The 20187-nt window shown below is 39.2% G+C and carries 23 protein-coding genes; all 23 read left to right on the top strand.

The features are described 5' to 3' along the window. Nucleotides 1-5: 5 nt before the first annotated feature. Nucleotides 6-1628, top strand: a complete 1623-nt coding sequence (locus EHQ16_RS16875; RefSeq protein ID WP_135632360.1) for a CTP synthase — start codon at nucleotides 6-8, stop codon at nucleotides 1626-1628. 1 nt (nucleotide 1629) lies between these two features. Continuing rightward, nucleotides 1630-2475 carry a 3-deoxy-8-phosphooctulonate synthase gene (gene kdsA, locus EHQ16_RS16870; RefSeq protein ID WP_135632359.1) on the top strand — a complete coding sequence of 282 codons (846 nt, stop codon included), beginning with the start codon at nucleotides 1630-1632 and terminating at the stop codon, nucleotides 2473-2475. 10 nt (nucleotides 2476-2485) lie between these two features. Beyond that, nucleotides 2486-3028, top strand: coding sequence for an LPS export ABC transporter periplasmic protein LptC (gene lptC / locus EHQ16_RS16865; protein WP_135632358.1), 543 nt, complete (start codon nucleotides 2486-2488; stop codon nucleotides 3026-3028). Beyond that, on the top strand, nucleotides 3025-4365 hold the full coding sequence (locus EHQ16_RS16860) for an LptA/OstA family protein (protein ID WP_244242123.1): 1341 nt from the start codon (nucleotides 3025-3027) through the stop codon (nucleotides 4363-4365). The genes lptC and EHQ16_RS16860 overlap by 4 nt, the downstream gene beginning before the upstream one ends. Nucleotides 4366-4414: 49 nt before the next feature. Further along, the gene (gene lptB / locus EHQ16_RS16855; RefSeq protein WP_135592366.1) at nucleotides 4415-5122 is read left to right on the top strand and encodes an LPS export ABC transporter ATP-binding protein; all 708 of its coding nucleotides are present in this window, start codon (nucleotides 4415-4417) and stop codon (nucleotides 5120-5122) included. Beyond that, nucleotides 5123-6544 carry an RNA polymerase factor sigma-54 gene (gene rpoN / locus EHQ16_RS16850; RefSeq protein ID WP_135632357.1) on the top strand — a complete coding sequence of 474 codons (1422 nt, stop codon included), beginning with the start codon at nucleotides 5123-5125 and terminating at the stop codon, nucleotides 6542-6544. Between the two features lie 4 nt (nucleotides 6545-6548). Beyond that, entirely contained in the window at nucleotides 6549-7517 is a 969-nt protein-coding gene (gene hprK, locus EHQ16_RS16845) for an HPr(Ser) kinase/phosphatase (protein WP_135632356.1), read from the top strand. Beyond that, the gene (locus tag EHQ16_RS16840; protein ID WP_135632355.1) at nucleotides 7492-7767 is read left to right on the top strand and encodes an HPr family phosphocarrier protein; all 276 of its coding nucleotides are present in this window, start codon (nucleotides 7492-7494) and stop codon (nucleotides 7765-7767) included. The genes hprK and EHQ16_RS16840 overlap by 26 nt, the downstream gene beginning before the upstream one ends. Further along, nucleotides 7757-9580 carry an LIC_11548 family sensor histidine kinase gene (locus EHQ16_RS16835; RefSeq protein WP_135632354.1) on the top strand — a complete coding sequence of 608 codons (1824 nt, stop codon included), beginning with the start codon at nucleotides 7757-7759 and terminating at the stop codon, nucleotides 9578-9580. Before EHQ16_RS16840 ends, EHQ16_RS16835 begins: the two co-directional genes overlap by 11 nt. Next, on the top strand, nucleotides 9580-10932 hold the full coding sequence (locus EHQ16_RS16830; RefSeq protein WP_135632353.1) for a sigma-54-dependent transcriptional regulator: 1353 nt from the start codon (nucleotides 9580-9582) through the stop codon (nucleotides 10930-10932). Before EHQ16_RS16835 ends, EHQ16_RS16830 begins: the two co-directional genes overlap by 1 nt. Before the next feature lies 1 nt (nucleotide 10933). Next, nucleotides 10934-11752, top strand: coding sequence for a hypothetical protein (locus EHQ16_RS16825; protein WP_135632352.1), 819 nt, complete (start codon nucleotides 10934-10936; stop codon nucleotides 11750-11752). A gap of 1 nt (nucleotide 11753) precedes the next feature. Further along, complete coding sequence (priA, locus tag EHQ16_RS16820; RefSeq protein ID WP_135632351.1) at nucleotides 11754-13706, top strand: replication restart helicase PriA; 1953 nt, start codon at nucleotides 11754-11756, stop codon at nucleotides 13704-13706. An 11-nt stretch (nucleotides 13707-13717) separates the two neighbouring features. Beyond that, nucleotides 13718-14686 carry a methionyl-tRNA formyltransferase gene (gene fmt, locus EHQ16_RS16815; RefSeq protein WP_135632350.1) on the top strand — a complete coding sequence of 323 codons (969 nt, stop codon included), beginning with the start codon at nucleotides 13718-13720 and terminating at the stop codon, nucleotides 14684-14686. Next, nucleotides 14683-15702 (top strand): PASTA domain-containing protein, encoded by a 1020-nt coding sequence (locus EHQ16_RS16810; RefSeq protein WP_135632349.1) that lies wholly within the window; start codon nucleotides 14683-14685, stop codon nucleotides 15700-15702. The genes fmt and EHQ16_RS16810 overlap by 4 nt, the downstream gene beginning before the upstream one ends. Before the next feature lies 1 nt (nucleotide 15703). Continuing rightward, the gene (gene rpe, locus EHQ16_RS16805) at nucleotides 15704-16366 is read left to right on the top strand and encodes a ribulose-phosphate 3-epimerase (RefSeq protein ID WP_135632348.1); all 663 of its coding nucleotides are present in this window, start codon (nucleotides 15704-15706) and stop codon (nucleotides 16364-16366) included. Between the two features lie 47 nt (nucleotides 16367-16413). Continuing rightward, the gene (rpsP, locus tag EHQ16_RS16800) at nucleotides 16414-16671 is read left to right on the top strand and encodes a 30S ribosomal protein S16 (protein WP_002973959.1); all 258 of its coding nucleotides are present in this window, start codon (nucleotides 16414-16416) and stop codon (nucleotides 16669-16671) included. A gap of 7 nt (nucleotides 16672-16678) precedes the next feature. Next, nucleotides 16679-16909: a KH domain-containing protein gene (locus EHQ16_RS16795; protein ID WP_002974362.1), complete on the top strand. Its 231-nt coding sequence runs from the start codon at nucleotides 16679-16681 to the stop codon at nucleotides 16907-16909. Continuing rightward, nucleotides 16899-17435 (top strand): ribosome maturation factor RimM, encoded by a 537-nt coding sequence (gene rimM, locus EHQ16_RS16790; protein ID WP_135632347.1) that lies wholly within the window; start codon nucleotides 16899-16901, stop codon nucleotides 17433-17435. Before EHQ16_RS16795 ends, rimM begins: the two co-directional genes overlap by 11 nt. Continuing rightward, nucleotides 17425-18078 (top strand): tRNA (guanosine(37)-N1)-methyltransferase TrmD, encoded by a 654-nt coding sequence (gene trmD / locus EHQ16_RS16785; RefSeq protein WP_135632346.1) that lies wholly within the window; start codon nucleotides 17425-17427, stop codon nucleotides 18076-18078. Before rimM ends, trmD begins: the two co-directional genes overlap by 11 nt. Nucleotides 18079-18086: 8 nt before the next feature. Continuing rightward, on the top strand, nucleotides 18087-18524 hold the full coding sequence (rplS, locus tag EHQ16_RS16780; RefSeq protein WP_167481627.1) for a 50S ribosomal protein L19: 438 nt from the start codon (nucleotides 18087-18089) through the stop codon (nucleotides 18522-18524). Between the two features lie 113 nt (nucleotides 18525-18637). Next, nucleotides 18638-19288, top strand: a complete 651-nt coding sequence (locus EHQ16_RS16775) for a ribonuclease HII (protein WP_244242122.1) — start codon at nucleotides 18638-18640, stop codon at nucleotides 19286-19288. Next, nucleotides 19269-19922, top strand: a complete 654-nt coding sequence (locus EHQ16_RS16770; protein ID WP_135632343.1) for a hypothetical protein — start codon at nucleotides 19269-19271, stop codon at nucleotides 19920-19922. Before EHQ16_RS16775 ends, EHQ16_RS16770 begins: the two co-directional genes overlap by 20 nt. Next, nucleotides 19919-20179, top strand: a complete 261-nt coding sequence (locus EHQ16_RS16765; protein WP_135632342.1) for an EscU/YscU/HrcU family type III secretion system export apparatus switch protein — start codon at nucleotides 19919-19921, stop codon at nucleotides 20177-20179. Before EHQ16_RS16770 ends, EHQ16_RS16765 begins: the two co-directional genes overlap by 4 nt. The last annotated feature ends 8 nt before the right edge of the window (nucleotides 20180-20187 follow it).

The raw sequence follows: 20187 nt of genomic DNA, 5'->3' as shown, positions 1-20187 counted from the left end.
TCATTTTGTCCAAGACCAGATATATTTTTATTACCGGTGGTGTTTCCTCTTCTTTAGGAAAAGGCGTTACCGTTGCAGCTCTCGGTTGTTTGTTAGAAGCCAGGGGTTATACCGTCTCTTTACAAAAAATGGATCCCTATATCAACATTGACCCAGGTACCATGAGTCCGTACCAACATGGGGAAGTGTATGTGACGGAAGACGGAGCAGAAACCGATTTAGATTTAGGATATTACGAAAGATTTACAAAATCTAAATTCTCTCGAAAAAATTCCGTATCCACAGGTCAGATTTATCATGCGGTGATCGAAAGAGAAAGAAAAGGTGATTATTTAGGAAGAACCGTACAGGTTGTACCACATATCACCAATGAAATTCGAAACCGAATTTATAACTTAACACGAGACCAAGAAACAGATTTTGTAATTGTGGAAATTGGTGGAACTGTTGGTGACATTGAGTCAGTTCCCTTTCTCGAAGCCATCAGGCAAATGCGTTATGAACATGGGGCAAACCAAGTATTGTTTTTGCATTTAACACTTGTTCCGACCATTACAGCCGCGGGCGAAGCAAAAACGAAACCAACCCAACACTCGGTAAAAGAACTTCTTGCTCTTGGAATCCAACCAGACATTTTGATTTGCCGTATCAACAAACCAATGTCCAAAGAGATGAAAAATAAAATTTCTCTCTTTTGTAACGTAAAAGAACAAAATGTAATCTCTGCAGTTGATATTGATACTTCCATTTATGAAATTCCTCTCATGTATCGGGAAGATAAATTAGATGAAGTGGTTTTAAACGCACTGGGTATGGATCTCCGTAAACTGAATTTTTCCCAGTGGGAAAATATGGTCAAAAAGATTCGAAATACAAAAAAGACAGTAAAAGTAGCGTTAATCGGAAAGTATATTTCCTTACAAGATGCGTATCGTTCTGTTTATGAATCTCTTGCTCACGGTGGGATTGCCAATGACGTAGAAGTCAACGTTGTTAAAATCAATCCAGAAGATATTGATTCTAAAAATATCAAAGAACTACTCAAAGGTGTTCATGGAGTTTTGGTTCCTGGTGGATTTGGTGAACGTGGGATTGAAGGAAAAATTGCCGCGATTCATTATGCAAGAACCAAACAAATTCCATTTTTCGGAATTTGTCTTGGGATGCAGTGTGCCGTGATCGAATTTGCAAGAAATGTTCTCGGTTTCAAAGATGCAAACTCTACAGAATTTAAACCCAATGTAGAATATCCTGTGATTTCAATGATTGAAGAACAAAAAGAAATCGAACGAATGGGCGGAACCATGCGACTTGGGGCATACCCTTGTATTGTCAAAAAAGGAAGCCTTGCGTATTCAGAATACAAAGCAGAACGTATTTCCGAAAGACATAGACATAGATTTGAATTCACTTTGCGTTATAAAGATGATTTTGAGAAAAAAGGTATGAACCTTGCGGGGTTCTCACCAGATGGGAGTTTGGCGGAAATTGTAGAAGTGGCCAACCATCCTTGGTTTGTTGGTGTTCAGTTCCATCCAGAATTTCAATCCAAACCAACTGACCCACATCCACTATTTGCAGGGTTCATTCGAGCCGCATCCAAATTGGCTAAAAAAACGGAGGATTAAGATGTACGATTTAATTGAAGAAAGAGAATTTTTCGGTAAAAAAATCGGGGGTCGAAATCCCTTCTTTTTGATTTCCGGACCATGTGTGATGGAAAACAAAGACTTACTCGATAGAGTTTGCGGCGAGATGAAAGCGATTTGTGATGATTTGGGAATCGTTTATATTTTTAAATCTTCGTTTGATAAAGCCAACAGGTCTTCTATTAATTCTTACAGAGGACCGGGTTTAGAAGAAGGAAGGAAACTTCTAGATTTTATCAAAAACAAATACAATGTACCTGTCCTCACAGACATTCATGAAACCATCCAAGTAGACCCTTTAAAAGATACAGTTGATATCTTTCAAATTCCTGCTTTTCTCAGCCGCCAAACTGATCTCATTGCAAAGGCAGCGGAAACAGGAAAATGGGTGAATGTAAAAAAGGGCCAATTTATGGCACCGGATGACACACGTCATATCAAAACAAAAATCCAAGAGTCAGGATCTGAAAAGTATATGGTAACTGAAAGGGGAGCCAGTTTCGGATATGGTAACTTGGTATTTGATCTACGTGGAATTCCCATGATGCACAAACATGGAATCCCAATTGTATTTGATGCCACTCATTCCGCACAACTTCCGGGAGCTGCAGGAAACATCACTGGTGGGGTTCGTGAATTCATCCCTCATATGGTAAGGGGTGCCGTATCTGTTGGTGTGGAAGGGCTTTTTATGGAAGTGCATCCAGATCCAGAAAAAGCACTGTCTGATGCCACCACACAGTTCCCTTTGGCCAAAGCAAAAAATCTTTTAACACAGTTATTGGAACTTGATCGTTTGGTAAAAACCAAATTTTTAGAGGTTTAAAGTATCTTTTATGATGCGAAGGTTGATTTTTCCAATTTATCTTTTAGCGATTGTTAGCTGTAAAGATAAAGAATACCTTCGCATTGAAGTCGAAAAAGAATCAGGTTCGATGGTTTCTATGCGTAATTTTTCTCGTTCTTCTTACAAGGAATCGGGCGAATTGGAATGGAAACTAAAAGGAGACGAATCATATATATTTCCTAAAGAAAACAAAACTATCGTGTATGGATTTGAATTCAAACAATTGGAAAAGGGAAACGTCACCTCTGCAATGACTGGAGACCGAGGGGAAATCAACCACTCCACAAAAACGGTAGTCCTCAGTGGGAAGGTTAAATTAAAAACCAATGATGGTAAATATATAGAGTCGGAATCTCTTACTTATAACTTGGATGATAAAACATTATCTTCGGAAGATGATGTCCTTGTTTATTCTGATGGAACCACCATTCGTGGGAAAGGACTGCGTGCCGATAAAAGCCTAAATAAGTTTACCATCATCCAACCAAAAGCTGTGACTGTGGGTGGTAGTAATCCCCTGAAGGATAAATGATGAAAAAACAAATTTTATTTTTCTGTTTTTTTGTTTCTGTCCTTCGAGCGAATCCATCACCAATACCGGTGTTATACGGCTCGGAAGATTTGTTAAAAAAAGAAAATTCTATTTTTTCTCCTGAAAAAAAGAAAGATAAAAAGGATAAAATTCCTGTAATTTGGGGAGGGAGTAGCCTTACCCAAGAAGAACGCACCATCAACGGATTTCCGGTAAAGGTGTTTGTTTTAGGTGGTGGTGCTTATATTATGCATAAAACCATCAAACTGAGTGCTAGGGAAATTGAAATCATCGGGGAAGATGCACTCATTGGAAATCTAAAAGGACAGGTTGTTGTCGAAGACTTCCAAAACGGTGTGACTCTCACTGCATCAAAAGGTGTTTATGATAAAATGGCGGGAACGGTTAGTTTAGAAAATAACCCAGTTCTCAACCAAAAAAAAGACGGAAAAGTTGTAAAAATCCAATGCCAATCCATTGTTCGCTACTTAGAAGAAGCGAAAACCAATCTTGCGGGTAAGGTAGTGGTAACTTCTGATGAATTCCAGGTGTTTGGTGAGGATGCGGTATTTTCAGAAAAAGAGGATCGGATTGATTTGGCTGGGGAACCTTTTTTGTTTTCTGAAAATCGATTTCTCATCGGCAAAACCTTGTCTTACTTTGTAAAAGAAGGAAGTATCCAGTTGGATGGAGATGCTACCATTTATCAAGTGTCATACGAGAATAAAAAAGATAAAGAAAAAGACACCACAACCAAAGAACGAGTGGTTACTTTGTTTACGGGAAAAACTCTAACCCACCAGAACAAAGGGAAGGAAACCATTACATCCATGAATGGGGATGCCTTTATGTATCGAACGAGTTCTGAATTTAAAGCCAACCTTTTAGAAAGCCGCCGTAATAATAAAGATATTAAGGCTACAGGAAATGTAAGTTATTTGGATCGTGACAATGGATATCGAATGGAAGGTGGATTACTTTCCTATGACAAAGACAAAGGTTATTCTTATTTAACGGAAAACCCCCGGATTGTTTTTTTGGACAAAAAAGAATTAAGTGAAAGAGGCCAGTTAACTGCTGTTTTTTTAGAAAGATTTGATGAACGTTTTGAGGTAGTCGCACGAGGTAATGTTCAGGTGGAAACCCAAACCGCGACTGCCACTGGTGAATATGCAACGTATCATGAAAAACGAGATGAATTGGTGATGGAAGGAAATCCTACTCTTGTCAAAGACAATACCAAGGTTTCAGCGGGAAAGATCATTCTCTTTCCCAAGTCGGACAAGGCCTTCCTCACGGATGGGCTTAAGGTAATACCGAATGGCGAAAAAAAGTAAAACACAAACAATCCAAAAAGAGAAGGATCCGAATGTAAAAACATTTCGGATGGAAAATTTAGTAAAAATCTATAACAAACGTAAGGTTGTAGATGGTGTTAGTTTTTATATTAGAAAAGGCGAAATTGTTGGTCTCCTAGGTCCAAATGGGGCAGGAAAAACAACTAGTTTTTATATGAGTGTTGGTTTTGTCACTCCTGATGAAGGCCATGTTTTTATTGATAATGAAGATCTGACAAAAGCTCCCATGCATATCCGAGCAAGGATGGGCGTTGGTTATTTGGCGCAAGAAGCAAGTATCTTTCGTAAACTAACAGTTGCTGAAAACTTAGAAGCCATTTTAGAAACAATGAATTTGCCAGGTGATGAAATCATTCGTCGCCGGGATGAACTCCTTATGGAATTACAGATCATGCGAGTGGCGAACCAAAAAGGGTACACTTTGTCCGGTGGTGAAAGGAGACGTTGTGAAATTGCAAGAGCTCTTGTTACCAATCCAGATTTTATTTTACTCGATGAACCGTTTGCTGGTGTGGATCCGATTGCCGTCAAAGACATTCAAAACGTAATTCAATCTCTAAAAGAGAGAGGGCTTGGGATTTTAATCACAGACCATAACGTAAGAGAAACATTGAAAATTACTGATAGAGCTTATATCATGTACAGCGGACGAATTTTAATTTCTGGGACTGCTGATGATTTGATAAACGATCCTGAAACTAGAAGAATTTACTTAGGTGAGGATTTTAAACTATAAATGAAACTCGGGGCTTCACTTTCACAACGCCAAACGCAAAAATTAGTGATGACCCAGGACTTACGTCAGTCCATTGAACTTTTGTCTTTATCCACTTTAGAACTTTCTGACAAAATCCAAAATGAACTTTTGGAAAATCCTCTTTTGGATGAAGTCGGAGTGGATGAAAAAACCAAAATGCCGGAACTTTTTTCTATCGATGAAGTAAAACGTTTAGAAAAACTAAATCATGAAAAAAGTACCGATGTCAATTGGCAGGACTCTTATTCTTTAGAGGGGCCACGTTCTTATGATACGGAAGCTAGTGACAGAAACCAAAAATACATTGAATCCTCAACTCGTGGGGAAACCTTAGAAGAACATTTACTGAATCAATTACGACTAATCAAACTAACTAAGTTGGAGTTTGAAATTGGTGAAGTCCTTATCAGTATGATTGACGATAAAGGATTTATCACAGACGACTTGGCAGTTGTTTCTAAAGAAATGGGATACCCTGAAACAAAGGTTCGGCGAGTGTTGCAAGTTGTTAACGAACTTGATCCCATTGGAATTGGGGCGAAGGATATGCAAGAAACCCTTCTCATCCAAGGAAAAATTCTTTTTCCGGATAACCATCTTTTACACCAGTTGATTGGTGAATTTTTATCCGACCTAGAAAAGGTAGATTATAAAAAAATAGCAAAGAATCTAAAAATTACCGAAGAAGAAATTTTAAGTTTAGCAAGACTAATTAAAAAATTAGAACCTTATCCAGCCACAACCTACCAAGGCCGGAAAATTGATTATGTTGTGGCAGACGTAGTTGTAAAGACCGTAGGAAACGAATTTAATATCTTTATAAACGATGAGTGGTTGCCTAAACTTTCGATCCAGGAAGAATACAGGGAACTTTTGAATCAAAAATTGCCACCAAAAGAAAAGGAATATTTCCAAACAAAATTTAGTTCGGCGCAGTGGCTCATTCGTTCCATCCAACAAAGAAGACAAACATTACAAAGAGTTGTCAGTTGTATCATTGATTTTCAGGTCGATTTTTTTCGCGGAGGAATTGGATTTATCAAACCACTTACCTTAAAGGAAGTTGCTGAAAAATTAAACTTACATGAATCTACAATCTCTCGTATAACAACGAATAAATATGTCCAAACCACTTGGGGGATTTTTGAACTCAAATGGTTTTTTTCTTCTGGGGTTAAATCAACAGAAGGAGGCAAAGAAAGTTCTAAAAAAATCCATGAGATCATTCGTAATTTGGTGAAGGATGAAGACGAAAACAATCCTTTATCAGATCAAGATATCGTTGAACTTATGGAGAAAAAAGGAATTGAAATTGCAAGGCGTACGGTTGCAAAATATAGAAAGGTCTTAAGAATCCTTCCTTCTAATGAAAGGAAGAGAATCAGTTCTCTAAAGGGGTAATCCAATGCCAGTTCCAGGGATCACAGTTGATACAATTTTAAGAGATCATGAAGATCTACAATTGAATTTGATCACGGGAGAAGCCGGGTTATCGAATCGGATCAACAATGCAGAAATCAATCGTCCTGGATTATCGCTCACTGGATTTTTTGATTTTTTTGCCAATGATCGCATTCAGATTTTAGGTAAAGGGGAATGGGCTTATCTCAATTCTTTATCAGAAGACAAACTCCATGAAATCACGGAGAAGTTTTTTGAATTCCATTTGAATTGTATTATTTATACTCATGGAAATGAACCACAAATTCCTTTTGTAGAAAGAGCCAAAACCAAAGGCATTCCGCTTTTTAAAACAGAAATTGCCACACATAGATTCATCACACTTATTTCTCAAATTTTAGATCGCGCTCTTGCACCAAGAACAATGCGTCATGGTGTACTCATTGAGGTTTTTGGAATTGGAACTTTGCTTACGGGTCGTTCTGGTGTGGGTAAAAGTGAAACTGCCCTTGAACTGATTGAACGTGGGCATAGGCTTGTGGCTGATGATATGGTGGAGATTCGGAGACTCAGTGAAAGTTATCTGATTGGATCTTGTTCTGATTTACTTCGTCACCATATGGAGATTAGAGGCCTGGGAATTTTAAACATCAAAGATCTGTTTGGTGTTGGATCGGTTAGAGATCACAAACTCATTGAACTGATCATCAACTTAAAAGAATGGGAAGAACAAACTTCTGGTGAATATGAAAGGACTGGAATTGAACAGAGTATGGAAGAAATTTTAGGAGTTTCTGTTCCATATATTGAAATTCCTGTCAAACCTGGAAGAAACATTCCTATCATTGTAGAAACGGCAGCAATGAACCAACGTTTACGCAAAATGGGAAAAAACAGCGCCAAAGAATTTTCAAATAAACTAAATACTTATATCCAACAGAATTCCATTGAAACAAATCCAGCTAAAGATTAGAGAAGATAGTACGGGGCTACATGCAAGGCCTGCTTCATTATTTGTGAAGATGGCAGCTAGTTTCCCTTGTGAAATTTTTGTCATTAAAGACGATATAGAAGTCAATGGCAAATCCATCATGGGACTTATGATGTTAGCACTTGGACCTGGAACCGAGTTTTCTGTAAAGGCTGATGGGAAAAGAGAAGAGGAGGCTCTTCTTGCTTTAGAAGCTTTGGTTGGTCGTAATTTTGAAACCAATGCCAATTAGGATATTCAAACTCATTCCACGTTTGTCTGATGAAAGCAGATATTATTTACGTGATATTTTTATTTTTTTCCTTACCTTAGGAATCTCTGTTGGCTTTTCTGAGTTGGTTTTTTTTAGAGAAGAAGAAGATATTTCTTTTTTCTCCAAGTTGGATACGTATGTATTCATTTTAATTCCGTTTTTTATCCTTTCATTAATCTTAAGTTATGTTTATCGGAATCGCCGAAATAGAGAAACCGGAAAAATTCGAAGTTCTATTAGGTATCGTCTAACGCTTGCTTTTTTGTTTGTGGCTCTTGTTCCTTCTCTACCGATTTTTATACTTTCTTCCAACTTAACCGGAAGGCTGATTGAGGGTTTTTACAGGGTTGATATTTCCAATGCACTTAGGTCGGCAAACCTTATTGTTCAAAATGAAGAAAAGGAAATTGAATCTGAATTCATAGAAAAGGTAAGTATTTTACGTTCTCGATTGAAAGGACAAAAATCCGATGGATTTATTGTTTTTCAAAAAGGCATTGAAAATGGACTCTTTGAAAAAAACGAATATTATCTGGGTTTTGTTTCATCGGGGATTCTTAGTTTTGAATCCAAAGGAGTGTATCGGCACATTTTAGGTCTTGAGTTTTTGGAATCAAAACGACCTGGAATTTATACTTCACGTTTGTATTTGAGTGACCGGTCTTATTTATTTTGTAAGTTTTTTTTGGATGAAAGTAGGGAAGTTTATGTTGGGCAGAGAATTCACAAAGGGATGGAGTCAGATGTTTTAAATATTGTAAACGCAACTTCTACATATGAAAAGGTAAGCCTTTGGAAAGAAAAAATTCCCTTTAGTGTTCGAATCACCATAGCCTCTTTTTCATTCGCTATGTTTCTCATAGCCATTTTGTTTTCTTTTTTGTTTGCGAGAAGAATTTCCCGCCCTATCATCAATTTGGCCAATGCCACCAAAAAAGTTTCGTTAGGTGATTCTGACATTCGATTGGAAAAAACAGAAGAGGGGGAGATGGGAATTCTGATTGATAGTTTCAACCAAATGGTGAGCGATTTGGATGCGAAGTCTGAAGAGTTGATGCATACCCAAAGGATTGCTGCTTGGAAAGAAGTGGCGCAGCGGATGGCACATGAAATTAAGAACCCACTCACACCCATCCAACTTTCCGCTCAAAGGATCCAAAGAAAATTCCAAAATCCAAAATCTGAGAATTTAGAATCCGTCATTTTTGATGCTACAGAAACCATCATTGGCCAAGTGCGAGTCCTCGAACATCTTGTAAAAGAGTTTAGTGAATTTGCAAGAATGCCTGTGCCAGTACTTATCAACCAAAAATTAAATCCAATTTTGGAAGAGGCTTTTGCTTTGTTTCGAGATACAACGGATATTGAATTTGAACTTAAATTAGCTGAGAATTTACCGGAAGTTTTTTTGGATAAAAGGTTGTTTCTCGGAGTGATCAATAACCTTATTAAAAATGCAGTTGAGGCAATCCAATCGGCAGAAAATCCGAAAGAGGAAATGGACATTTTAAGTCTCAAACGAAAAAAAATCCGAATCATGTCCAAGTTACAAAAAAAGGCTCTCAGAAAGTCGATTGTGATTGAAATCGATGACTCAGGTCCTGGACTCAAAGAGGAATGGAAGGAAAAGATATTTGAACCCTATTTTTCAACTAAGGAAAATCATGGGTCAGGCATTGGGCTTGCCATTGTTCAAAAAACAATCATTGACCATCATGGTCATATCGTTGTAGAAAATTCTAAATTAGGTGGTTGTAAATTTAGAATTGAACTTCCGTTGGATAGTCACTAATGCAAAAACTCATTTATATTTTGGATGATGAAAAAGAAATTCGAAAATCATTACGAGTGATTTTGGAAGATGAAGATTACACGGTTGAAGATTTTGCAAATGGAAAAGCTTTATTAAAGGCACTGGCAAAGGAAAGACCTTCACTTGTTTTGCTTGACGTATGGGTTGGTAAAGAAGATGGACTTACCATTTTAGACGAATGTAAAAAACTCTATTCTAGTTTGCCAATTGTTATGATTTCGGGACATGGAACGATTGAACTTGCTGTCAACGCTACAAAAAAAGGTGCTGTTGATTTTTTAGAAAAACCTCTTTCGATAGAAAAAGTAATCCAAACCATTGAATCAGCATTAGAAAAAACCAAGGATCATGAAATTCCGGAATTCCAACTGGAAGTGGATGAAATTTTAGGAGAATCAGCTTCTATCAAACGAGTGAAGTTTGCTATATTCCAAGCTGCACAAACCAATGCACGTGTTTTTATTTTTGGCGAAAATGGAACGGGAAAGGAATTAACGGCAAGAGCCATCCATCAAAATTCCAAAAGAAAATCAGAACCATACATCGAATTCAATTGTGCTGCGGTTCCAGAGGAAACCTTAGAACAAGAGTTATTTGGATATGAAGTTCACGGAACCCAAACCAAATCCGAAATCAAAATGGGAAAATGGGAAGCGGCCGGGAATGGAACTTTGTTTTTGGATGAGGTTTGTGATTTACCACTTTCCATCCAATCCAAAGTTTTAAAGGTAATTTTGGAACAAAAACTGGAACGCGTTGGGGGAAAAGATACAATATCCGTCGATGTTCGTATCATTGCCGCAACCAATTCCAATGTGGAAGAAGCCATCCGTGAAGGAAGGTTTCGAGAAGACCTATACTATGCTTTGAGTGTGATTCCATTAGAGTTACCTCCGTTACGCGAAAGAAATTTGGACATTCCTTTACTTGCAGAATATTATTTAAAAAAGTCTATTTCGGAAAATAAACTTTCTCCGAAAACCATTGACCGGGAGGGACTCGATGCGCTCACCACGCATTTTTGGCCCGGAAATGTAAGGGAACTCGGAAATATTTTAGAACGATTGAGTATTCTGGTTCCAGGGGACACCATCCGCGCGAAGGATGTAAAGGAAGCCTTACATGGATTTAAAAAAGCCAATGAAATGGTGGCTCGAGGCGATTTGAAACATGCCAAGGAAGAGTTTGAGCGCCAATACATCATCAAAACCCTACAAATTTGTGAGGGGAATGTGACAAGAACCTCCAAGGCATTAGGCATTGAAAGAACTCATTTGTATCGGAAATTACGTTCCTTAAATATATCTGTGGAACAATTGAACGAAGGTTAGTATGGATCAAAAATCAATATTAGGGCGTTTTGCCGATATTCTAACAGAGACAAAATTTTTAATCCAAAACAAATCAATTTCTGTTTACCGGCTCCAAGAAGAACAAGACCCGAATGACATTGTATTTCCTTGGAAATCTAAGGTTCCCGAATCCATCGAAATCCAAAAAAAACAACAAAAAGAAAACCAAAGAAAAAATAAGGATCTCATAAATTTTTCTTGTACTCTTTGCCAAGGAAAACTGAGTGGTGTACGCCAGTTTCTACATAAAGGAAGAAAACCTGTCCTTGTTTTACATTATTCCGGTGCCACTAGTCCGAAAGAAAAACCGTTTACCAAAACAAAACCCAATCAAATTTTCAAAGACAAACTAACGGAAAATAGTTGGGGAGAACTCATTCAAAAGGTATTTGGGTTTTCTTTTGAAGAATTTTATTACCAAGAATACCCGGCTTGTAATTTTTCGAATATGGATTCCAAAGACTCCGATTGGCAAACCAGAGTTGAAAATTGTAAATTTCATGTAAAAGATACTGTGGAAGAATATGGAATCAAATCCATTGTGATTTTGGGATCATCCGCCAAGTTATTGTTTGGCGCCGATAAAGCAAAAGAATTTCTTGGTAAAGAAACTAAATGGGATTTGTCTGGACTTTCTATTCCAATTGTCACCACAAGATCCCCAGAAGCCCTAGTGTTTCTGGGAGAAAAGGCTAAAAAAACAGATTCCGAAAGTAATCTTTTTCAATACGGAAAAGAAAAACAAGAATTGGAAGAAAGTTTTATTTCCCATTTATCCCTTATAAAAGCATATCTTTAATATGATCCAATATGCGGAGGTAGCGCTCAATCTATCTTGGGAAAGTAGAACCCTAACCTATGAAATTCCCGAGGACATTCCAAACTTAGTAAGAGGGGTTCGTGTTCTTGTTCCTCTGAATGGAAAGGAATGGGAAGGGGTTGTGATCGAGATCCACTCGAATGAGCCAAATTATGAAACTCTTTCCATTTTAAAACAAGTTGATTTGGATCCAGTTCTGACAGAAGAACAATTGGATCTAGCACATTGGATGGCGGATACTTACTTATCTTCACTCGGGGAAGCCTTGTTTTTAATGGTTCCCAAAGGGAAAAAAAGAAAACAGGAAAAACCGACTCCCGTCCAAATCCAATCAGATCTATTACATCCGTTAAACGCTTCGCAGAAAAAAGCCTTGGATGAAATAAAGGCAAATGGAAATTCCAACACACATTTGTTATATGGAATTACCGGTAGTGGAAAAACAGAAGTATATCTCCATCTGATGGCAGATGTACTTTCTAAACCCAAAGGATCAGTAATTTTTCTTGTTCCTGAAATTTCACTCACTTACCCGACCATTACAAGGATTGAACGGATTTTTCCTGGACAAGTGGCGGTTTTACATTCTCATCTCAGAACTTCCGAAAAATTCCAAAACTATTTGGATTTAAAGGAAGGAAAAAAACGGATTTGTATCGGAACTCGTTCGGCAGTGTTTGCTCCATTGTCTGACATTGCACTTATTATTTTAGATGAAGAACATGATGGTTCTTATAAAGAACACGGCTCTCCTCGTTACCATGCACGCCAAGTGGCTTTACAAAGAATCGTAAAAACAAACGGTAAATTGTTGTTAGGTTCCGCTACTCCGAGTTTAGAAATTTTTTACTTAGCAAAAGCAGGTCAAATTGGATATTCGGCACTAAAGGAAAGGGCCAATCCAGAGGCATCACTTCCCACAGTAGAAATTACGGAAAAAAAAGAAGATAGTGAACTTCTTTCGGGGGACTTACAATTTAAAGTGGCGGATCGATTGAAAAAAGAAGAACAAACCATCATTCTTCTCAATCGTCGGGGTTATAATCCTTTTATTTATTCCACAACCACAAAAGAATTTGTCCATTGTCCAAAATGTACGGCAACACTTTGTTATCATTCGGATAAAACGGTAAGGTGCCATCTTTGTGGGTACAAATCGACCTTACAAAATTTAAAACAGATTCACGGTGAGGAACTCGATTTGTTTGGGGCTGGGACACAAAAATTAGAAGAGTATTTACTTTCCCATTTTCCCAAAGCTCGGATCGAAAGATTGGACCAGGACAGTTCCAAAAATAAAGAAGTCACCCGTGATGTCCTCGAAAAGTTGGGGGAAGGGAATTTAGACATCCTTACAGGAACCCAAATGATTGCCAAAGGACTTGATTATGCAAACGTCACTCTTGTGGGAATTTTAAATGCCAATCATGGGTTGGGTGTTCCTGACTTTCGCAGTAGCGAAAGAACCTATTCTCTGATTTCACAGGTGGCAGGTAGGGCCGGTCGAGGTGAAAAAAAAGGGGAAGTCCTCATCCAATCGAATGACCCCGAACATCCTGTACTCAAAATGGCGATGGAACAAAACTATCCTGCATTTTTCGAGTGGGAATTAACTTTTAGAAGGGATTTGTTTTATCCACCTTTTTCTCGTTTGGCGAGACTTGTATTTAGATCAAAATATGAAGAAATTGCAAATAAACAATCTGTAGTGTATGCGGAAACTTTAAAAGAGAATATGGATGCATCCATCACCATTCTTGGCCCAAGCCAATGTCCTTTTTACAAAATCGATAATAACTTTCGTTATCATATTTTGTTAAAATCCAAATCCATCACTACCTTACGTAATCTTTTGCGCGAAACTAAATCAAAGTTTAAAGTTGATTCCAAATGTTATATTGAATATGATTTGGATCCTTTAGAACTTGTTTAATAGGATAAATTATGAAACTTTCAATTGGCTACTTTGGATCCCCGGAACATTCCAAAGAATTACTCTCTATACTGCTGGATGCTGGAATCAAAGTAGACTTTGTAGTGACCAATATTGACAAACCAGTGGGAAGAAAACAAATCATCACACCCACACCTGTGAAGGAATTGGCAGTTTCTAAAGGAATCCCTGTCATCCAATCTCCGAAACTCCGAACAGATGAAGAAGCGCAAAAACAAATCTTATCTTACGGTTCTCCTGTTCATATCGTTTATGCTTATGGATCCATAGTTCCCGATAATGTATTCCAAGATCCCAAATTCGGTAGCATCAACCTACATGGAAGTTTACTCCCCAAATACCGCGGTGCCTCTCCCGTCCAAAGTTTCCTCCTCAGTGGGGACGAAAACTCTGGGTTTACCATTCAGTTTTTAGCCAAGGAAGTGGATTCGGGAGATGTCATTTCCCAGAAATCTTGGAAGGTGGAGACCACAGAAACCACGGCTTCCCTTTTGCAATCGATTACAAAAGAAGGGGCAGAAGAACTCATCCGCCTCCTTAAGGAATTGGAATCTAAGGGAACCGCTTGGATTTCAAAGCCTCAGAATGCCAATGAGGCCACACATTGCAAAAAAATCACTGCCGCTGACCGTCCCATCCAATGGTCGGAGCCTGCCAAAAACATCCACAACCGCATCCGTGCCCTCTATCCAGATCCTTTGGCCGTGACCGAATTTCGGGGGAAAAAATTGATCCTGATTTCATCCTTTCTTTTAAAAGAGGATGAGGAACCGGTGCCTATCCCTTCGAACCTAATTCCTGGTTCCTTTTTTCTATACCAGAAAAAAAGGCTTTTCTGCCTCTGTGGAGACGGAAACCTGCTTGGTATAGATACCTTACAACCCGAAGGGAAAAAACCCATGAAAGGATTTGAATTTTTCAATGGGGCGCGGGTTTTAGCCGGAGAATCATTTACGTGAAAGAAAAGTTTCTAAAAATCCTACCTTACAGTGGTTATGTTCTATTTGTTGGTTTAGGGCTCCTTGTTTTTTTTGTAGCTGCTTTTATGGTAGTTGTAGTTCGAACCAAAGAAGAACAAAAGGTAATGATGCCTTATGTGATTGGTAAAAACTACATAGAGGTTCATAACGAATTACAAAGACTCCAACTAAAAGTTCGATTAGAAACCCAAAGGATCCCCGAAAAAACAGATGGGATCATTCTGGCTCAATCCATTGATCCGGGTAAGGAAGTGGAAGCAGGATCCAAACTCTATCTCACTGTTAACATTGGATTTGATCGGGTCACCATTCCCGATGTCAAAGGCCAGGATCTAAAACGTGCCAAAGCCATTTTAGAAAAAGTACTTTCTGGTGAAGTGTATGTTCCTTTACAAATTGGTGGGATCACTTATGTGCCAGCTGTAGGTGATGAACCGGCTGATACCATTGTTGATCAAATTCCTGGACCTGGGAAAGAAACCCATTCCGGTGAAAAAATCTATTTACTCGTAACAGAACCCAATACAGAAAAAAAATCCAATCAGTCTTTCAATGAACCGTTGGATTCTACAAAGTTTGTGGGAACCCCTGTTCCATTTGTTGTAGATTACCTTCAAAGAAAAAAAATCCCATACCTTTTGAAAGAACCCACAAAACCAGAGTTTCGTGAAGGGCATGGACTCACATCCTCCTTTGAACTAAAACCTACTGGTGCGGAAGTAGGAGCTTTCTTTTTAAAACCTTCTGAAACGTTTGTTCAAGATTATGAATTTTTGGAATATGAAGTGGATGATGATGATCTGTATTCAGCTAAAGTAAGTTATACGAAACCAGGCGAAGATACAGAAATCGAAAAAGAAATCTTTACCAACCAAAAACTAAAAGAAGATGAATCCGTGCGTTTTCTCATCCATCGATCGGGAAATGTAAAAGTCACTTTATTCGGTAAAGAAACCGGTGTGGCTAAGGTTTGGAAACTCAAAGGAACTTATTAATATGAAAATTTCTGCATCGATCCTTGCGGCAAAACTGACGGGCCTTGCCCAGGAACTACCCACATACAAACAGGAAAATATCGACCTCATTCACATTGATGTGATGGATGGAAACTTTGTTCCTCAAATTTCCTTTGGAGAAGCTTTCACCAAAGAAGTAAAGTCCCATACGCAAATCCCACTCGATGTACATTTGATGGTGAGTAATCCAGAACTCCATGTTCCCAAATACTTTGACCTCAATCCTTATTGTATTACTTTCCATATTGAAACGACAAACTTCTCTGTAAGACTCGCAGAAGAGATCCGAAAAGCAGGAATCAAAGTGGGAGTTTCTCTGAATCCCCAAACTCCTCCGGAATCTATCTCTCAAATCCTTCCTTATTTGGATCTTGTTCTTCTTATGACAGTCGACCCTGGATTTTACGGACAGTCCTTTGTGAAATCCGGTTTTGAGAAGATCGCAGCAGTTCGTAAACTCACAAAACCCTACAATATTGAATTGGAAGTAGATGGGGGCGTGAACGAGTCCAATATGGAAGAACTCGCAAAACTCGGAGTGGACATCACCGTTGTGGGATCTGGTCTCTATAAAACGGGAGATCCGAACGCACAGGGCAAAAAATTAAAGGAACTCGCTGCAAGTGCTAGAACTCGCTCTTGACAGATCGTCCTTATTTAAAAAACTCGCTATAAAAGGGGTATTTTTCCTTGGTTAAATTAAGATTACAAAGAACGGGAACAAAAGCAGACCCGCACTATCGCATTGTCGCAGCAGACATCCGTGCACCACGTGACGGAAAGTTCATTGAAGCGATTGGACATTTTCATCCATCTACTTCCTCTGTGAAAAAAGCAACTTTCAACGAAGAAAAAACTCTTTCTTGGTTAAAAAAAGGCGCTCAACCTACTGATACAGTTCTTGCTCTTTTGAAAAAAGACGACGTTTGGTCAAAATTCAAAGGTTAATTGATACATGGAATCCTTAGTTCGTTATATCGTTACATCTCTCGTTGACCAACCAGAACAAGTGGCTGTCAACCAAGTCCCCGGAGAGGAAGAAACAGTGATCGAACTTCGGGTAGCAGCAAAAGACCTAGGTAAGGTGATCGGAAAAAACGGAAGGATTGCAAAATCTTTGCGTACTGTTTTACAAGCAGCCGGAACCAAACAAGGCAAAAACTATACTTTAGAAATTGTCGACTAAACCAAGTTTAGTGAAAGTGGGGGTCATAGGATCCTCACATGGAATCAAAGGGTTCATCAAAGTTTTCACAGAAGGTGATACCCTACTATCCGCCAAACCACCGTTTACCTGCACAGTCGAAGATGCCCGCGGAAATCAGACTACCATTCAAATCGAGGAAATCAAACCCAATGGAAATCATTTCCTAGTCAAACTAAAGGGTTTTGAAACTCCAGAAACTGTCATCAAATACCGTGGATTCTCTTTGTTATGGAAAAGAGAAGATTTGCCCAAACCAACTGACGGCGAAATTTACACCGAAGATTTAGTCGGTCTTGTTGCTATCTCCAAAGAAACTAGCCAATCGCTTCAATATATTGTGACCCAGGTCATTGACAATCCCGCCCATCCCATTTTGGAACTAAAACCAAAATCAGGGGAAGGCGAAACTGTCCTCATTCCTTTCCTCAACCGGTTTGTGGGAGATTGGAACTTAGAATCCAAAACCTTAGAAATCATAGGCTGGGAGCAGTGGATTGAAGTTTAATTTCATCACTCTTTTTCCTGAGAAAATCACCTCCTATTTTGATACCGGAATCCCGGGCAAAGCTGTCAAACAAGGGGTGGTCGAGATCAATACTGTCCACCTCCGTGACTTTGCGGATAATAAACACCAAAAGGTAGATGATACCATCTATGGTGGTGGACCGGGGATGCTTTTGCAAGTGGGTCCGATTTACCGGGCCTTAGAATCCCTTGGCGAAAATAAAGGGAAGGTCATCCTCCTCAGTCCCTCAGGGGAACTTTTCAACCAAACTCTGGCAAGGGAGATTTACGAGTCCTCAGAGACCTTTACCTTAATTTCTGGGTACTATGAAGGGGTGGACCATCGTGTCGCGGAGCATTTAATTGACAGGGAAGTGGCCATTGGAAACTATGTTATTTCATCGGGGGATTTAGCTGCTCTCGTTGTTGCCGATTGCCTATCTCGGTTTGTTCCGGGGTTTTTAGGAAAAGAAGAAAGCCTTCTCGAAGAATCGCACAACGAAACGGAAGAATTAGAATACCCCCAGTATACAAAACCCTATGATTTTATGGGTTGGACGGTTCCAGATGTTCTCCTCGGTGGGCATCATGAAGAGATCCGTAAATGGCGGCAGAAAAACCGCAAAACAAGAAATCATTCTTAGAGGAAGCCATGAATCAGATTCTAGAAACAGCACTCGCAGGCGAAGCAAAGAACGAACTTAATTTCGAAATTGGTGATACTGTAAAAGTTCACTACAAAATCGTTGAATCTGGAAAAGAACGTGTTCAGGTTTACGAAGGCATTGTGATCTCCATTGCGAACAAATCACAAAGCAAAACGTTTACTGTAAGACGAGTGTCTTATGATATCGGAGTGGAAAGAATTTTCCCACTTCATAGCCCACGCATTGCAAAGATCGAACTCGTTCGTAAAGGATCTGTTCGTCGTGCAAAACTTTTCTATCTCCGTGATAAAAAAGGAAAAGCGGGACGTATCAAAGAAAGAAAAGGCGGACAAGCCATTGTTGCCAAAGATAAAAAGAGACAGGACGAAGCTTCTAAAGCTGCTCTTGCACAAGCAAAAGCTGCAGAAGCACCTAGCGCATAATCTCTCTTGAAGCGGTCGTCACTCGGCCGTTCTTTCCTGAATTTCAAATTCCTCACCTGACCTGTTATTCACTCGATGAAGCAGGTCGTGGTACGCTTGCCGGCCCCGTTTCTGTGGGCTGTGTTTCCTTTACTCTTTCCACATTAGAAAAAATAAAAAGTGGAGAAATCCTAAAAGGTCTTCGCGATTCCAAAAAAATTCCCGAACCCAAACGAATCGAACTTAGAAAGGAAATCATTCAGTATGCTTCCTATTTCCGAGTGAGTTTTGTTAGCGCCAAGTTCATTGATCGGTTTAATATCAACCAAGCCATTTTTTATGGGATGAATCGGTGTTTGCCGACAAACTCACAATCAATTGAATCCAAAACTACTGCGAATGAAAAATTGAATTTGTCCACTTCGACTTACGATGAAGAGACAAATCGGAAAGAAGACAAATTGTTAAATGGTAGGCCTTATCTTTTGGCAGATGGAAATTATAAACTAAAGATCACAAAACCTATCGAAGGTTATTTCTCTCTTCCGAAAGGCGATGATTTGATTCCTTCCATTTCTGCGGCCTCCATCCTTGCCAAAACCTATAGAGACGAATATATGGAAAAAATGGATTTGAAATACCCCGGCTACGGATTTGCCAAACACAAAGGTTATGGGACTGAAGAACATAGGGAGGCTCTTTTGAAACTCGGAATTTCTCCGATCCACAGGTTGAGTTTTTGTAAATTTCTCCGATCTGAGGGAAGTGAGCCCTCTCTTTTCTAAACTCGCCAAAGTACAGACCATGACTTCCTTCGGGAAATGGGGATTGGCACCGACTCTCCGGGGAAATCCACCCTTGTTTGCCGCATCCACAAGCCAGGAGAATCTGGAAGTCCGGAATTTGGGACTTGGCAAAACTAAAAAACTGTTTCAAAGTTCGCATACAAAATCCTCTTTAGGGTTTGAGAATCCTGAGTTAGATTCTAGTCCTTCGAAACCAAAGACCGTCTCTCGTTGGGCCTCCTTTATCGGCCACCAATCCAGTTCTAAACAGGTTGAAGTCGCGGATCTAAAACCCATCTGGAATTACTTACTGGGAGAAACCGGATTTTCGGATCTACTTTCCTATATCCATCCTGATTCGAAAGAATCATTACAAATGGTGGTAGAACCGAAAAACAAGGGTTTGGTTCTTTATGTATTTTGGGAATCCAAAGAAACAGGTGCTATGGGAATCCAGTTTCATTATGATCCTGAAAAAGAAAAACCGATCTTCGTACAACTCACTACAGAACGATCCTTCCAGGGAGAAGACTTCACAAAGTATTTTGTGGGTCTGATTCGGGACTTTCCCCAAATCCGTTCGGTGCAAATGGAAACTTGGAAGGAAGAATCCTTTAACGGAGATTATAGATGAAACAAAAAATGGCAGCCCTTGCTTATGATCCGAACCTCCATGCGGCGCCGAAACTTGTGGCGAAGGCAGAAGGAAGGTTTGCTGAAAATTTGATTCGGCTCGCAAAAGAGTCGGGAGTTCTTATCATACGTGATGAAGTCATGATTCAAACCTTAGATCATCTCCCTAATGGGAAAGAAATTCCAAGGGAATTGTATGATGCAGTCGCGGCAGTGTTTCGAATCCTTGTTTTAGAGAGACAAAAGAAAAACAATTGAAGTTTCTA

This window comes from Leptospira kanakyensis (genome assembly GCF_004769235.1).
Lineage (GTDB): Bacteria > Spirochaetota > Leptospiria > Leptospirales > Leptospiraceae > Leptospira_A > Leptospira_A kanakyensis.
Note: the sequence above shows the minus strand (reverse complement) of the source record. Positions and strands in the feature narration are given on the sequence as shown.